The sequence below is a fragment of the Candidatus Poribacteria bacterium genome, from assembly GCA_026706025.1.
In the GTDB taxonomy this organism is placed as follows: Bacteria; Poribacteria; WGA-4E; order WGA-4E; family WGA-3G; genus WGA-3G.
Window position 1 is genome coordinate 168,355 of record JAPOZO010000056.1, and the last position, 14,570, is coordinate 182,924.

General features: G+C 47.8%; 14 protein-coding genes. 6 read left to right on the top strand and 8 right to left on the bottom strand.

What is annotated here, in order from left to right; translation table 11 throughout:
- Positions 1–13 precede the first annotated feature (13 nt).
- On the bottom strand, positions 14–670 hold the full coding sequence (locus tag OXH00_13330) for a hypothetical protein (GenBank protein MCY3741991.1): 657 nt from the start codon (positions 668–670) through the stop codon (positions 14–16).
- A 181-nt stretch (positions 671–851) separates the two neighbouring features.
- Between OXH00_13330 and OXH00_13335 the strand changes: the two genes are divergently transcribed.
- The gene (locus OXH00_13335) at positions 852–2,288 is read left to right on the top strand and encodes a sigma-54 dependent transcriptional regulator (protein ID MCY3741992.1); all 1,437 of its coding nucleotides are present in this window, start codon (positions 852–854) and stop codon (positions 2,286–2,288) included.
- A gap of 9 nt (positions 2,289–2,297) precedes the next feature.
- Here OXH00_13335 and nagB read toward each other — a convergent pair whose 3' ends face one another.
- From nagB to OXH00_13360, 5 genes are all read right to left on the bottom strand, one after another.
- The gene (gene nagB, locus OXH00_13340; protein MCY3741993.1) at positions 2,298–3,089 is read right to left on the bottom strand and encodes a glucosamine-6-phosphate deaminase; all 792 of its coding nucleotides are present in this window, start codon (positions 3,087–3,089) and stop codon (positions 2,298–2,300) included.
- 99 nt (positions 3,090–3,188) lie between these two features.
- On the bottom strand, positions 3,189–3,977 hold the full coding sequence (locus OXH00_13345; protein MCY3741994.1) for a sugar phosphate isomerase/epimerase: 789 nt from the start codon (positions 3,975–3,977) through the stop codon (positions 3,189–3,191).
- A complete protein-coding gene (locus tag OXH00_13350; protein ID MCY3741995.1) occupies positions 3,974–5,287 on the bottom strand; it encodes a tetratricopeptide repeat protein in 1,314 nt (437 codons plus the stop codon). Before OXH00_13350 ends, OXH00_13345 begins: the two co-directional genes overlap by 4 nt.
- A 95-nt stretch (positions 5,288–5,382) precedes the next feature.
- Positions 5,383–6,174: a LamG domain-containing protein gene (locus OXH00_13355; GenBank protein MCY3741996.1), complete on the bottom strand. Its 792-nt coding sequence runs from the start codon at positions 6,172–6,174 to the stop codon at positions 5,383–5,385.
- A gap of 303 nt (positions 6,175–6,477) precedes the next feature.
- Positions 6,478–7,266 (bottom strand): LamG domain-containing protein, encoded by a 789-nt coding sequence (locus OXH00_13360; protein ID MCY3741997.1) that lies wholly within the window; start codon positions 7,264–7,266, stop codon positions 6,478–6,480.
- 450 nt (positions 7,267–7,716) lie between these two features.
- On the opposite strand from OXH00_13360, the gene OXH00_13365 reads away from it, so the two are divergent.
- The 5 genes from OXH00_13365 to OXH00_13385 all read left to right on the top strand — a co-directional run bounded on the left by OXH00_13365 (position 7,717) and on the right by OXH00_13385 (position 12,434).
- Positions 7,717–8,745 carry an RRXRR domain-containing protein gene (locus OXH00_13365; GenBank protein MCY3741998.1) on the top strand — a complete coding sequence of 343 codons (1,029 nt, stop codon included), beginning with the start codon at positions 7,717–7,719 and terminating at the stop codon, positions 8,743–8,745.
- Between the two features lie 29 nt (positions 8,746–8,774).
- Positions 8,775–9,344, top strand: a complete 570-nt coding sequence (locus tag OXH00_13370) for an NAD(P)H-dependent oxidoreductase (GenBank protein MCY3741999.1) — start codon at positions 8,775–8,777, stop codon at positions 9,342–9,344.
- Between the two features lie 32 nt (positions 9,345–9,376).
- The gene (locus OXH00_13375) at positions 9,377–10,084 is read left to right on the top strand and encodes a ribonuclease HIII (protein ID MCY3742000.1); all 708 of its coding nucleotides are present in this window, start codon (positions 9,377–9,379) and stop codon (positions 10,082–10,084) included.
- Positions 10,085–10,152: 68 nt separating this feature from the next.
- On the top strand, positions 10,153–11,310 hold the full coding sequence (thiI, locus tag OXH00_13380) for a tRNA 4-thiouridine(8) synthase ThiI (protein MCY3742001.1): 1,158 nt from the start codon (positions 10,153–10,155) through the stop codon (positions 11,308–11,310).
- A 116-nt stretch (positions 11,311–11,426) separates the two neighbouring features.
- Positions 11,427–12,434 (top strand): glycosyltransferase family 9 protein, encoded by a 1,008-nt coding sequence (locus OXH00_13385; GenBank protein MCY3742002.1) that lies wholly within the window; start codon positions 11,427–11,429, stop codon positions 12,432–12,434.
- A gap of 19 nt (positions 12,435–12,453) precedes the next feature.
- Here OXH00_13385 and OXH00_13390 read toward each other — a convergent pair whose 3' ends face one another.
- Both OXH00_13390 and OXH00_13395 read right to left on the bottom strand, forming a co-directional pair.
- Positions 12,454–13,527 carry a dipeptidase gene (locus tag OXH00_13390; GenBank protein MCY3742003.1) on the bottom strand — a complete coding sequence of 358 codons (1,074 nt, stop codon included), beginning with the start codon at positions 13,525–13,527 and terminating at the stop codon, positions 12,454–12,456.
- A 5-nt stretch (positions 13,528–13,532) separates the two neighbouring features.
- Positions 13,533–14,570 (bottom strand): iron-containing alcohol dehydrogenase, encoded by a 1,038-nt coding sequence (locus OXH00_13395; protein MCY3742004.1) that lies wholly within the window; start codon positions 14,568–14,570, stop codon positions 13,533–13,535.

Below are 14,570 nucleotides of genomic sequence, written 5' to 3' on the forward strand. Positions count from 1 at the left end.
ATACTGCCTATCGTTATATATTTTCGTCGTATGGTGCTTGTATAAGCACACCGCCAAGGAACAGAAACGCTATGCCACGGATTAGCACGTGCAATTCTATCCCATAGTGTAGGTATCCTTTATACTTTAGGAAAATACCTATTGGAAAGGCTATTATCGAGATAAAGAACAGATAGCCAGCAACTGAATTTCCCCACGCATGGAGTGCCGAACCATAACAGAGTGCCAGCAACGCGCACAAGAATGCACCGGTCATAAAGAGGGATTCGCCCCATTCTGTCCAGAGTATGTAAAAAGATTCGCCTATCTCAGTGGGAGCAGTTTCACCCGCCAATTTCGATAGTTCATTTATCGGAGCGGTTTGTGAACAGTGGGCTATTAATTCTATGATAAGCCATAGGACAGCGATACTCGCGCCTAAAGCACTTCGGGTATGTGCTTCTGAAGAGAGTAAACCATAACTCGCTAATAGAGTCGGCACGAGGAAAATAAGTGTAACGACCCCTATTCCATGAAAAATTCCGATTCTTTCAAATTGTTCTGTCGATGGGAATGAAACAACAGATGATAAACCAAATATAAACCAAATACTTGACGCTAACATAAGGAAACCGCTTAAGATACCCGTGAGCCCGCCAAGTCTATATAGCGCGCTAAGCTGTTTATCCATTCATACCTCCGAGAAGTGCTGACAAAGATTTCTATATCGTAAATTATGATTCTATAGTTTACCTAAATTGTTAATTTTAAACAATACTTTTTTCGATTAAAAGTTTCAATCAGAGGATTCGGATAATTTGGCAAACTTGGGATCCAAAACTGACTATACAACAGGAGAAAGTGCTCCGACCATGAACGCACAGAAAACCGTACTGGTTGTTGATGCCGATCGCGGTGAGCGTGAACTTGTCTGTGAAACGCTTGCAGGCAAAGGGCTTCGCCTCGTTGTCACAGGTAACATGTATCAGGCGTTTCATCAGATTGAGCACCTAAAGGTAGATATTCTTATCGCGCCATTAAAAGCAGAGCGGATTGATGGGTTAGCACTCTTAGAAGCGGCGGTACAGCACCATCCAGATGTCGGTGTCGTTTTTATTACAGAACCGAACATTTTAGAGACCGACATCGGTATCAAAGCGATGCTCGCATATAAAGATACCTATTTCCTGCCGAAACCGGTTAACCCTGTCCATTTGGCGGCACTTTTGCAGAGAACGCTCGAAAATCAACGCCTTGCGTTTGAGAACAGACAACTCCAGTCACAAATAGATGAAAAGGAAGGCTTACGCCGACTCACAGGCAATTCACCGCAAATCATCAAAATTCGTGACATGATAACGCAGGTCGCCCCGACGAAAGCGACTGTAATGATTTATGGCGCGCGCGGGACTGGGAAGGAATTGGTCGCCCGTGCGATTCATCACCGCAGTTTGCGACGCGGTTCTCTCATCGCTTTTAATTGTGCGACCCTAAACGAGAACCTCGCAGAATCTGAACTCTTCGGACATGAACGCGGCGCGTTTAGTGGGGCATATTACCAACGGAGAGGTAGATTTGAACTCGCACACAGCGGGACGCTGTTTCTTGACGAAATTTCACAGCTCAGTCTATCTAATCAAGCGCGCCTTTTGCGCGTCCTTGAAGAACGCGAATTTGAACGGGTGGGTGGCGACAAAACCATTCAGGTAGATGTTCGTGTTGTTTGTGCCACGAACCATGATTTGGAAACCGCATCCCAAAGGCGAGAGTTCCTCCCAGATCTCTATGACCGACTCAACGTAGTGCCTATTCATCTCCCAACGCTTCAAGAGCGGATTGAAGATGTCCCGTTGCTCGTGAAGGATTTTCTTGGCGAGTTTTGCATACAAAATGCGAAACCTCTGATGACTATTGCGCCAGAGGCGATTAGAACATTGATGAAATACGAGTGGCCAGGGAACGTACGCGAATTGAAAAACTGCATTGAAGGGCTTGTTGTGATGTCCACGCAATCGACGATCCAGCAAATTGACTTACCTGAACGCATCCTCAAAGCAACCGGAACAGCGTTTTCAAATCTACTTTCAGTCCCTGATGTCTGGCAGTCAGTTGACGCAATTGAGGATAAACAGCGTTTAAATGTACAAGTCGGTATGTCCCTTGATGAAATTAGCCGGGAGGCACTGCGGGCGACCCTCGAATCTGTGAACAATAACAAAGCAAAAGCCGCAGAAATACTCAAAGTGAGCCGACGCACAATCCAGCGGAAAGCAAAAGAATACGATTTGAACGATGAAGAAGAACCGTGATACTGTGCTTCAATAGTCCTCAGACAACAGTTTCTGTTTATTCGCGTAAACGTGTTTGTAGTAATCTACGCGTTTGAGTTGCGACGCTGCGGCCTCATCAATGACAACAACCGTCTGTGGATGCATCTGTAGCACCGATGCTGGCACCTCTGCTGTAATGGGGCCCTCCACGGCGTTTGCAATCGCTTCGGCTTTTGATTCGCCATTTGCCAATAGCAGGCACTGCTTCGCTTCCATGATTGTGCCTACGCCCATTGTAATTGCCATCTTCGGGACAGCATCGACAGTGCCGCCGAAATGTGGAGCGTTCGCTTCAAGCGTGCTCTGCGTCAGCGTTTTAATACGAGTCCGGGAACCGAGGGAAGAACTCGGTTCATTGAAACCGATATGTCCATCTTTTCCGATGCCGAGGATTTGGATGTCAATGCCGCCAGCATTCACAATCGCTGCTTCGTACTTTGCACAAAATTCCTCATGTCCGATTACTGTGCTCTGTGGGATATGACAATTCTCTGAGGGGATATTGACGGCATTAAAAAAATGGGTCTCCATAAAGGTATGGTAGCTATACGGATGATTGGGCGGAATCCCGACGTACTCATCAAGGTTAAAAGTCGTCACGCCTGAGAAATCAAGTCCATCTGTTTTGTGCATCCGGACTAAGGCTTCGTAAAGTCCAATCGGCGTGCTACCGGTGGCAAGTCCCAAAACGAGGTCCGGCTTTTTTTCTACCGCGTCTCGGATGATTTCAGCTGCGACATCGGCAAGCCGCGTGTAAGTCGGTTGAATAATAACTTCCATGTACTTCTCAATCCCGCTTTCTAAACGTAATAACGCAGTTTATACGGAGTGAAACGGTCCCGCCTCAACCCTACATATTTCGTTCGATTTAACCTGATATTACACAGTTCCAGCGATAATTCGACGCATATCATCGCTGATGCTATGCACCCTGCCTTCCGGATTGTCTCCATCAACGGGTAATTCCGCTGTCATGTAGTCATCATATCCAATATCTTCAAATGCTTCCATAACGGCATTCCAATTGATTGTGCAATCCTCAATTAGATAGGTGAACCGACTCTCGGTTGCGTTGAACCCTTTGACATGCACTTTAGAAATACGACTTCCCAGAGAGCGAATCCAGTGTTGTGGGTATCCGTACAACACGATGTTCCCAACATCGAAATAGGCAGTCACCGTTTCACTTTCAAACTCGTCAAGATACCGACAAAATTCTATCGGGCTGAGCAGAAATTTATTCCAAACGTTCTCAAGTGCAATTGTGATACCCTTCGCTTTTGCCTCTGGAATCAGTTTATGAATCTCCGTTTGTGAACGTTGATATGCGTCCTCATAACTCGTCTGATCGTTGACAACGGCAGGAACGAGCAGCACAGCGTCTGCGCCCACAGCCGTCGCGGTTGCTATTGAGTCAAGCATCCCGGCTCGCGATTCGGCACGAACATCGGCATCGGCATCGGAGAGTGGACATGCCCAATGTTTGCTATTCATCACGCTGAAGATTTCTAACCCATGTTGTGTAGCGATCTCTTGCGTCTGGTGTCGATCGTCATCATTTCCAAGAGTGCCGATTTCAACGCCGTCAAACCCCGCTTCTTTCGCAAGTTTAAACCGCGCTTCGGTCGAACCGCCGGGTAATGATCCGATACATATCCCTTTTTTCATTTTTTCTCCTTTTGAATCTTTGCGCGTAGTTTGCTGTATGCACCCACATTCGGTGCTAACGAGATGGCTTGATTAATAGCGTCCAAAGCCTTGGCGTATTGGGCATTACGGTAGTAGGTGTACGCAAGTGTGTCATAGTGTTTTGCTGTAGGTGCCAAAGCGACTGCCTGTTGTGCCAACTCGATCGCTTGTTGCATCTCTTTGCCGAGTCCCGCATAGAGGCGTGCAAGGTTGTTGTGTGCCGCTGCAGCTGTGTTATCGACAACAATTGCACGCTCAAACGCGGCAATTGCTGGATCAAATTGGTGTTGATTGATATAGATAACACCCAATTTGATCTGGACTTGTGCGTTATCCGGTGCAATTTCTGCGGCTTGCTCATACACCCGGGCCGCCTTTTCAAGGGCGCGTTGTTCGATAAATACCTCGCCGAGGTGAAGGTACGCTGGCAGGTAGGACGGGTGCACTTGTGTGGCAGCTTCATAAATCTGTGCTGCTTCTGTTAAGTTGTCATAAGCCTCATGGAGTTCGCCGAGTTTGATGTATAGCACCGGCAGGTTCGCATTTTTGTAGATGCTTTCTCGGAACCGATGCATCTGATCCTCATAAGTCTTTAAGCGTTCAAACTGTGCCATAGCAGCTGCGGCTTGTTTTTTGTCTCCAAGCTTTTGGTACGTCAGGGCGCGCCTATAATGTACCTGCGATAAATATCGGTTCCGCGTGAGCGCGGCATCGTAATATTCCATAGCCTGCTGGAGGCGATTTTGCATTTCTGCTACTCTACCCAATCCGTAGTAAGATTCAGTATGGTTTGGGTTCAGGCGGATACCTTCTCGGTAAGTCTTTTCAGCAGCACTGAACCTACGTTGGAGAATGTATACATCGCCAAGATGGATATGTGCTTCCGCAGATTCATTTAGCAGGACGAATGCTTGTTTGAGATGGTTTTCAGCAAGTGCTAACTTGCCTTGTGCTTTGTAGACGATGCCTAAATGAAGGTGTGCGTTCCCGTGCACCTCTTGTGGTGCTTTAAATGCCAATGCTTTCTGATATGCTGATGCAGCAGGGTCCAGATTATTGAGTTCCTGATGCGTAATACCGATATAATATTGGGCGAGGCTGCTAATGTCCGCTGCGGTAGCAAATTCTTTTTCAATGGCTTGAAATTCGGTGAGTGCCAGATTATATTGCTCCGCATCAAGATAGTGGACACCGCGTTCAAACCGGCGATTCAGTTCTTGCTCAGTATTGCACCATCCCACTGACGGAAACGAAACAAGCAGAACAAAAGAGAGAATGATGCTTTTCAATATGGGGAGTAGATAGCATTGACGAGTAGACATGCATTGATGAGAATGTGAATAGGGACGGCATGAGAGCCGTCCCTATATTTCAGGGTGTGGCACTAATCACGACGTTTCTTCACTTGTCCCCACGTTGTGGCGAGTTTGTCCGCTGGTTCAACAGGCAGGAGTTTGCCGTCCATAATATCTTCAACCTCGTCGGCATCAACTGCCCTATCGTAGACATAGAGGTCATCGATATAGAACTTCGCAGAGCTATAATTCGTTTTACCGATATACATTTTCTCTGCACCTTGCGCGTGCTCTTTCGGGACACCCGGTTCCGCGACGTTTTTGCCATTGACATAGAACGTCAACTTGGCACCGTCTTTAACACCTGCGATATGATACCAGTCGCCGATTTCAAACGTATCGTTTTCTCCATCAGGACCTGCGCAGAGTGTGCCTTGGTTACCCGGGTTAAACCGATAGTGGATGTGCAGAGGCACACGGTTACAGGTCCATATCCCGGGTGAACGGTCTGAGCCGGGTGCTTTTTTCGCGATGATTTGGTCCCAGCCGCCGGAGTTCGCCTTAGTGAAATTGAGCCAGAAGAGATAGGAGTTGTCCTGATAATCTTCTAATTCTTTGAAGGAATCGACTATCACACTGTCCCCGCCCTCGTCAAATAACATCGCGCCTTTACCGTGGACGACTTCATCGGTGACAATCTTCGCGCCATCAACTATTTCCCCATCATTTCCGCCACCGGTTTCATCTATAACCTTTCCGCCTTTCGCTGCATCGAAACTGAAGTAAAGGATTAAACCGTCGTCTTTAACAGCGGCATGTGTGGCGAGTGCGCTGCCCACCGTTAGTAGTGCAACGACGAGTATATACATACCTAAACGCATGAGTAACCTCCTCATGTCTAAAAAAATTAATCTGCTGTGCGGACATTTTGTATTAGAGCGGCTTTTGACCGTTTTTTGAATAAAAAATGCTCGCGTCTCAACTCACAGAGGGATTTTAACAGAAACGCTTAAATCTGTCAAGAAAAAGATAAGGTCTGATTTCAGACATGGTTATTGTAGCGATGGAATAGCGGACTTTTCATGCTCAGAAAGCGAGATAAAAACTTTGATGGGTAGATATACAGAGATGGGAAAATAAATGTGGGACGGTGTGGGACCGTCCCAACGTTTCAGGATGTGAAATTAATCTTGACGTGTTTTCAGCTGTCCCCACGTTGTGGTGAGTTTGCCTTTCGGTTCAACAGGGGTGAGGTTACCCTCCATAATATTTGAGACCTCAGCAGCACTAACGGCTCTATCGTAGACATAGAGATCATCCATATAGAACTTCGCAGAGTTATAACCTGTTTGACCGATATACAGTTTCTCAGCCCCCTGGGCATGATTTGCCGGAACCGTCTGTTCATCGACGACTTCGCCATCAATATAAAACTTGAAGCCGTCCCCTTCTTTGACACCGGCGATATGGTGCCAGTCCCCAATACCAAATTCGTCACCTTCGCCCTCAGGACCGACACAAAGGCTTCCGGCATTCCCCGGATTGAAACGGTAATGAATATGCAAAGTTACGCGGTTACAGGTCCATATCCCGGGTGAACGGTCAGAACCGGGTGCTTTTTTGGCGATGATTTGATCCCAACCGCCAGAGTTCGCCACAATGAAATTGAGCCAGAAGAGATAGGAATTATCTGTATACTCTTCTAATGCTGGAAAGGATTCGACTGTCACACCATCACCGTTAGCATCGCATAACAGCGACCCTTTACCGTGGACGACTTCATCGGTGGCAATTTCGGCACCCGTAATTAGACCGTCATTGCGACCACCAGTCTCGTCTATAACGAATCCGTCTTCTTCTGCATCGAAACTGAAGTAAAGGATTAAACCGTCGTCTTGAACTACGGCATGCGTGGGGATCGCACTGCCTACGGTCAACAGCGCAACGGCGCATAGATACATGATTAAACGCATGAGCAAACCTCTTTATGTTTTAAACGAATTAAATTCTATGCAAGCCGATTGTATAAAGGGATTTTCAAACGACCCCTTTAATGGAAAGACTCGCGTTTTTACGCAAAACAGCATTATAAAAAAAACGCTAAAATATGTCAAGAAAAATCTGCGTCTATAACTTTCTAATCTAATATCCGATGAAAAAATAGATGATGTCTAATCTTGGATATGCTATAATTAAAAAAGGAGAGTGAAAATAGTCAATAACCCTCGAATAAATTCGGGGGCTTGTGCGAGGCGTATACCAAACGTCCACTCCACAAGGTAAACCGTTGACTACAGTAAAATATCGCAGTATCTTGGCGTGGTAGTTAGAACGACGTTTCGGATGCTCCCCAAGTCTGATTCTTCTTGGATACTGTGATCTGGAAGGGGAAACATATACCCCGTAAGGGAGAATACAAACTTATGTTTGTGCCTGTTAGAACCAAAGACGGACAACAACTCATGCCACTACACGCCGCACGCGCCAGAAAACTCGTCAAGCGTGGCGAAGCAACACCCTACGTAAATAATGGCATATATTGTATCCGTCTCAACAAAGAACCGTCTGATAGGAATACACAAGAGATTGCTGTCGGTGTTGATCCCGGTAGCAAGAAAGAAGGCTTTAGCACCAAATCGGCAGCACACACCTACTTGAATGTGCAAGCAGACGCCCATAATCAAGTGGGTAAGAAAGTCGCAAAGCGTCGCGAGTTGCGTAGAAGTAGACGTTCACGGAAGTGTCCGAACCGCAAGCAGAGAACCAACCGTCTCGCGAACAAGCAGCGTATACCTGCTGGCACCCGCGCACGCTGGGACTGGAAACTTCGCATCCTTGATTGGTTATCAAAACTGTTTCCTGTGACGCATGTCTGTGTTGAGGATATCAAAGCAAGAACGATAGCACATGCCAAGAAGTGGAATACCTCTTTTAGTCCACTTGAAGTTGGCAAACAGTGGTTCTATAGCGAAATCGAAAAACGGTGGGAGTTGCTGCTGCTTCAGGGCTACGAAACGCAAGAGCTTCGTGATAAACTCGGACTCAAGAAGTCATCGAAGAAGTCATCTGAAGACTTTGATGCACATTGTGTCGATAGTTGGTGCTTGGCACATTATACTGTCGGTGGCACCAGCAGTGTAGACAACAAAGCAGTGATGTGTATATCACCGATCCCTATAGCAAGGCGCAATCTGCATAGAGAACAATACAAAAAGGGCGGCATTCGTTCAAGATATGGGGGCACTGTGCTGTGTAAGGGTTTAGTAAAGAATACCCTTGTTAAGCATATCAAATACGGATTAACAAGGTTAGCAGGGCTCAACGCCAAAGGTTTGTTTTCTCTCTACAGTTTGGATGGAAAACGACTCACAACGGGTGCAAAACGAATGGACTTCAAAGTCCTAAGAAAACTAAACTTTAATTATAGGATCGGGCATTCCTCCCCCAGCTAAAGCAAGGGGTATCCTGCCCGAATATTTTGATGAAGCGTTCTAATAATTCACCTATATACGTCGTTGCTATCTGTGGGAGTCTGCGGGAGGGGAGTTCAACGCATGCTGCGCTCCAAATTGCACTCTCTGGCGCGAAAGATGCGGGTGCCGAGGTCGAATTGCTTCAACTTAGTGCGTATGACCTCGTTTTTCAAGGGTCTGTCGCTAACGAAGATGACTATCCTGCTGGTGTGTTCAAACTCCGAGAAAAGGTGAAACGTGCACACGGCATACTTCTCGGCTCGCCTGAGTACCACGGCAGCTTCAGCGGTGTCCTTAAAAGTGCCCTTGACCTCATGGGGTTCGATGAATTTGAGAATAAAGTCGTCGGACTCATCGGGGTCTCCGGTGGACGGATGGGCGCAACTAACGCGCTTTCTATGTTGCGCACGGTTGGCACAGCGCTCCACGCGTGGGTCGTCCCGAAAGACGCATCTATCCCGAACTCATCTAATGCCTTTGATGCTGAGGGTAATTTGCACGATCCTGAATTAACTGCACGCCTCAAAGCTGTAGGTAAGCAGGTTACCGAATTCGCCGCACTTCGGAATTCAGCATAAATCCAAAACGATAACGAATTGAAGCAGGTTCAATGGACGCAATACATAACTGGAATGCATGGATCGGCACAGACGAAGCCGGAAAAGGTGATTATTTCGGGCCACTCGTTGCTGCAGCCGTTTACGTGGATGCAGAATGCCGCGAAACTTTCTCAGATTTAGGCATTACTGATGGAAAAAGGCTATCAAATCGTCGGATCCAAAATCTTGCGGAATCGATGCGCTGTCATTATGCACAGCATATCGTTGTTGTGGAAAAGATGCCTGCTGAATACAATTCCCTTTATGCCACTCTCCGCAGGCGCGGGCAAAACCTAAACCATCTGCTCGCGTCGCTTCACGCTGAAGCGATTCGGACATTAGCGAACAGCGTCGGCGCGAAATACGCACTTGTTGACCAGTTTTCTAAAGAAGATCTTATCACGCGGCAGCTAAGCCAGCGAGCCAATAACGCACCGCCTTTACAGCGTGGAGCCGCGTCTACTCCCTGTGGAATAGAAATAAAACAGGTCCCAAAGGCAGAACGCGATATCGCGGTCGCTGCAGCCTCTATCATCGCCCGCGATGCTTTTCTGACCGGGATGGACACGTTGTCCGAAAAATACGAGATGCGTTTACCAAGGGGGGCGTATCAGGTGGTGGAAGCCGGTAGAGAATTTGTTAAGCTGCACGGAAGTGACGCATTACAGAATGTAGCGAAACTCCATTTCAATTTGACCGATGCTGTCCGTGCTTTGTAAGCAATGTATCTCCCTACCAACGTTTGTTACGTTAATTTTGTAAAATTTTTTGTAGCACGAGAGAAACTATGGAAGAATTGTTTAGTATCCATTACGCCGAAGTCGGACTCAAAGGGAAAAATAGAGCATTTTTTGAAAAACGGCTTGCGAACAACATCAAACTGTCCCTGCAAGGTACCGGATACGCTGAAGTAGAGCGGCTTCACGATAGGATTCTTGTGCATCTTGGGCAACATGCGGATATTACTGAAATTAAGGAACGTTTACGGCAAGTCATGGGCATCGCCCATTTTGAGCTTTCATGCCGTACCGAAAACAACATCGCAGCTATTAAAGAAGCGGCATTGCGGCAAATCCAAGAGGCTTCTTACGAATCCCTGAAAGTTGAAACCAGGCGAGCAGACAAAACCTTTCCACTAACTTCCCCGGAGGTGAGTGCCGAGGTCGGTGGGTATCTCATCAAGGAAACAGGTGCTCGGGCTGATATGCATAACCCCGACCTTACCTGCTGGATTAAAATAACACACAACGCTGCGTATATCTCCGCAGAGAAGATTCAAGGGATCGGTGGTTTGCCAGTCGGTGTGAGCGGTAAGGTACTCGTCATGTTGTCCGGTGGGATTGACTCCCCCGTCGCTGCATGGCAAATGATCAAACGTGGCGCGAAAGCCGTTTTTATTCACTTTTATAGTTACCCATATACGGATAAGGCTTCTCTGGAGAAGGTCATCGAAATTGCGCAGATCTTAGCGGTATCCAACTATCGTAGCACCCTCTATCTCGTTCCGTTTGCAGATCTCCAGCAGACGATTGTCACCGCAACGCCAGCACCGTTCCGGGTTGTGTTGTATCGGCGGATGATGACGCGCATCGCACAGCGCGTCGCCACTATGGTTGATGCTGAGGCTCTCGTTACGGGGGAAAGTCTCGCACAGGTGGCTTCGCAGACGTTGACGAATCTCCGAACGATTGAAGCGATTGCCGAAATCCCTATCCTGCGCCCACTTATCGGAGAGGACAAGGCTGAGATAATTACAAAAGCACAACGGATAGGGACCTTTGATGTGTCTATACGTCCACATCAGGACTGTTGCTCACTCTTTGTGCCTAAGCATCCTGCCACGCGGGCATCGCTTACCGAGTTGGAAGATGCAGAATCAGAGCTGGATATAGATACATTGGTTGAAGACGCACTGAATAACCTTGAAAAACAGGTAGTAGAATAGTTATCAGTTATCGGTTCGCTTCACTTTCAGTTTTCAGTTAAGAGCGTCCTTGTGGTGCTAACAGATACTTTCACTGCCACAAGAGGATAACTGACAACCGACACCGAATTACACAAATGGCTGCTGAAAAAATACTGCTGATCCGACTCAGTTCCCTTGGCGACATCGTGCTCACAACACCCGCGATCCGAGCGGTTCGCGCCCGTTTCCCGGACGCATACATCTCCATGCTTATCGCAAAACAATCCGCAGAGATCCTCCGTGAAAATCCACATCTCAATGAAATAATCACGTTCGACCGGCTCGCTAAAGACAAGGATACCGGCGAGATGCTGCGAATTATGCGTCATCTGCGTGAAGCGAAATTTACGATGGCTATTGATTTTCAACGGAAATTTCGTACTGAGATGCTCATGTATTTCAGTGGTGCCACTGAACGCGTGGGTAAAGGTCGATTCTGTACCGTCCGCGTTCCTGAACAGGGTAACAAACACGCCACAGCACACTATTTTGATCTGTTACATGCAGCTGGGATTCCGGCAGAAGATCGGAGGCTGGAACTCTTTCTCTCCGAATCTGAACGGTTAGATGCGACGCAGCGGTTTGACGCTGCAGGCGTTAACAATGAAGCGTTAACAGTGGGACTTTTTCCCGGTGCCGGATGGAAGTTGCGCGAATGGATGCCTGAACGCTTCGCTGCCATTGGCGATAGATTGGTAGAGCATTTCAACGCCAATGTCTTGATTTTCGGGGGACCAAAAGAGGCGACGCTCGTGCGGACGGTTGTGAATCTTATGAACGCACCTGCTATTCCGTTTGCTGGTAATCTTCAGGTCAGGCAGTTAGCCGCCTGCCTTGAAAAGTGTGATCTATTTCTCACCAACGATACCGGTCCAATGCATATTGCCGCAGCGGTCGGAACTCCGACTGTATCTCTGTTCGGTCCCGGCGATCACATCCGATTTCAACCGCTTGGAACATTGCATCAAACCATCCGTCACGCCGTGCCGTGTAGTCCATGTAAGCAGTTCACAGATAAGTGTAAAGACAATATCTGCATGAAAGGGATTGGTGTCGATGAAGTATGGGAGTCTATCTCTGGTGCCCTTGCGAAAGCCTCATGATCGGCTCCGTGCTAAGGTGTTATCCGCACGCTGCCTCAAAAACGCGTAGATGGTTTTCGCCGAGTATCTTTCTTATATCTTCATCGGAATAACCGCGTTCGCTCAACCCTTCTGCGATTTTGATGAACTCACTCGCATCCTTAAGTAAATCTCCGCCGCCATCAAAGTCCGAACCGATACCGACATGGTCAACGCCAGCGATGTCAATGGCGTAGGCGATATGGTTAAGCAATTGCGCCAGGGGCGGCATTTTCTGCCAACCGTCTATCGTAATAAACCCTGGAACAAAGGTGATTCCGACAACACCGCCATTAGCCGATAAAGCTTTCAATTGTTCGTTGCTCAAGTTCCGTGGGTGTCGGCACAAAGTCTTACAATTGCTATGAGACGCAATGACCGGATGCTCCGAGATTTCGAGAACATCCCAAAATCCACGTTCACTGATATGCGAGACATCCACGAGCATTCCTAAGCGGTTCATCTCTTTAACCAATGCCATCCCAAATCGGGTCAAGCCGCCCCCCATATCCTCTTCATCATTTCCTGTTGATGCCCATGTATTTAGGTTATGCGTTAAGCCGATGGAGCGGACACCGAGCAAGTAGAGCGAGCGGAGTATATTCAGGCTCCGTTCGACTGCCTCACTGTTTTCAATGACGAGCACTGCAGCGAGTTTACCCGCTGCCTTCGCCCTGCGAATGTCACTCGCTTTCCGAACGATGCAGATGTCGTCAGCATTTGCTGTCACTTCTTCGTTGAACCATCCGAACGCATCTAACGCGTAAGCGAGATGGTTTTTCCAGGCGCGCGTCACGTCAACGGCGAAGAAAGCAGCATCAATACCACCTTGCCGCATTTTTGGGATATTGAGTTGGATACCGATGGCTTCCTCTACCGGTGGCACGGCACCGCGCAGATAGGCGATAGTGCCAACCGGATCCTCTGGATTTCGGGCGTTCTCGTCAGCAAAACTCACATTACCGCGACGGATATGTGCCACGATGGCATCATTGTGTGAGTCAATCACGAGTGCCTGTTCGTGCAATTCCGCGATCCGTTTGTCCAATTGGGGTTGTCTGTTTTTCTTTTCCATAGTCCTCAGGGTAAATCCAGTACTGTTTGTATCGTTCGTTCGGCTATATCAGGCGTAATCCGTAGCGTTGTCGCGACGGTGTACGGGAGCTGGTGTTGCGCGACGTAGTCGGACAAATTGATAAGCGTATCAACAATTGCCTCACGGGCGACAGCTGACGGACGATAGTTAATCTGCAAACATTCTAATGCATGACGATACTGCCTCCACGGTTGCGATTGCAACGCAGCCATGAGTAAAATACCAAGCCCTACCAATTCACCGTGTAAAAGATCGCCACTGCCTGCAGATGTTAAGTGCTTCTCAAGTGCGTAAGTAAAATAGTGTTCGCTTCCCTCTTCAACGCGACTATGTCCGCATAGATTACAAAGCTGCACCTCCATACAGAGCAGGTCGAGTAGAAGTTTCAATCCTTCAGGTGTACCGTTGCCGATCTCCCGTGCGTTTTCCAAGAGCGTTTGGAGGAGGGTCTCCCCAATAGCAACTGTCTGCGGCGTAATTTGTTGATCAGATGGATTCTCACCCATCTTCTCCGCTTCTTGCCAATCCCAGAGTGCTGTTGCGATTGAGAGCACATCCGCTGCGCCACTCGCTCGCATTGCAGCGGGAGCGTTGCAGAGCATATCCATATCTACGATAACAGTATCAGGTGTCTTTGTAGGTAGATAATGGACACATCCGTTTTCTCTGACACCTGTTGCATCGGTGAGGAAAGCATCTGTTGACAAAATCGTCGGGACCGCGATGAGAGGCAATTCGTTTGCAGAGGCAACGTACTTAGCGGTGTCAATTGCCAGGCCACCACCGATTCCGTAAACCACTTCACCTTCGCATCCGTCGGCAAACGCAGCCATAGTTGCCTCCGTGTTTCCGTCAACGTAGAGAAGTTGATGTGGATTTATAGCGACGCCTTCGACTGCCTTCCAAGCAGGTCCTGTTGTCAAAACGACTGTCTCGCGGTGCTCATTAATATCAGCAATCGCGCGTGACACAATACTCGGCAATCGTCCAATATCTTTTTCAGAATGCTCTTCTAATAACAT

What these genes read in the sequence shown, in the direction of transcription:
- OXH00_13330 (MCY3741991.1), bottom strand. Translation starts at nt 670, where the DNA reads ATGGATAAACAGCTTAGCGCGCTATATAGACTTGGCGGGCTCACGGGT.
- OXH00_13335 (MCY3741992.1), top strand. Translation starts at nt 852, where the DNA reads ATGAACGCACAGAAAACCGTACTGGTTGTTGATGCCGATCGCGGTGAG.
- nagB (MCY3741993.1), bottom strand. Translation starts at nt 3,089, where the DNA reads ATGGAAGTTATTATTCAACCGACTTACACGCGGCTTGCCGATGTCGCA.
- OXH00_13345 (MCY3741994.1), bottom strand. Translation starts at nt 3,977, where the DNA reads ATGAAAAAAGGGATATGTATCGGATCATTACCCGGCGGTTCGACCGAA.
- OXH00_13355 (MCY3741996.1), bottom strand. Translation starts at nt 6,174, where the DNA reads ATGCGTTTAGGTATGTATATACTCGTCGTTGCACTACTAACGGTGGGC.
- OXH00_13360 (MCY3741997.1), bottom strand. Translation starts at nt 7,266, where the DNA reads ATGCGTTTAATCATGTATCTATGCGCCGTTGCGCTGTTGACCGTAGGC.
- OXH00_13365 (MCY3741998.1), top strand. Translation starts at nt 7,717, where the DNA reads ATGTTTGTGCCTGTTAGAACCAAAGACGGACAACAACTCATGCCACTA.
- OXH00_13370 (MCY3741999.1), top strand. Translation starts at nt 8,775, where the DNA reads ATGAAGCGTTCTAATAATTCACCTATATACGTCGTTGCTATCTGTGGG.
- OXH00_13375 (MCY3742000.1), top strand. Translation starts at nt 9,377, where the DNA reads ATGGACGCAATACATAACTGGAATGCATGGATCGGCACAGACGAAGCC.
- thiI (MCY3742001.1), top strand. Translation starts at nt 10,153, where the DNA reads ATGGAAGAATTGTTTAGTATCCATTACGCCGAAGTCGGACTCAAAGGG.
- OXH00_13385 (MCY3742002.1), top strand. Translation starts at nt 11,427, where the DNA reads ATGGCTGCTGAAAAAATACTGCTGATCCGACTCAGTTCCCTTGGCGAC.
- OXH00_13390 (MCY3742003.1), bottom strand. Translation starts at nt 13,527, where the DNA reads ATGGAAAAGAAAAACAGACAACCCCAATTGGACAAACGGATCGCGGAA.
- OXH00_13395 (MCY3742004.1), bottom strand. Translation starts at nt 14,570, where the DNA reads ATGTTATTAGAAGAGCATTCTGAAAAAGATATTGGACGATTGCCGAGT.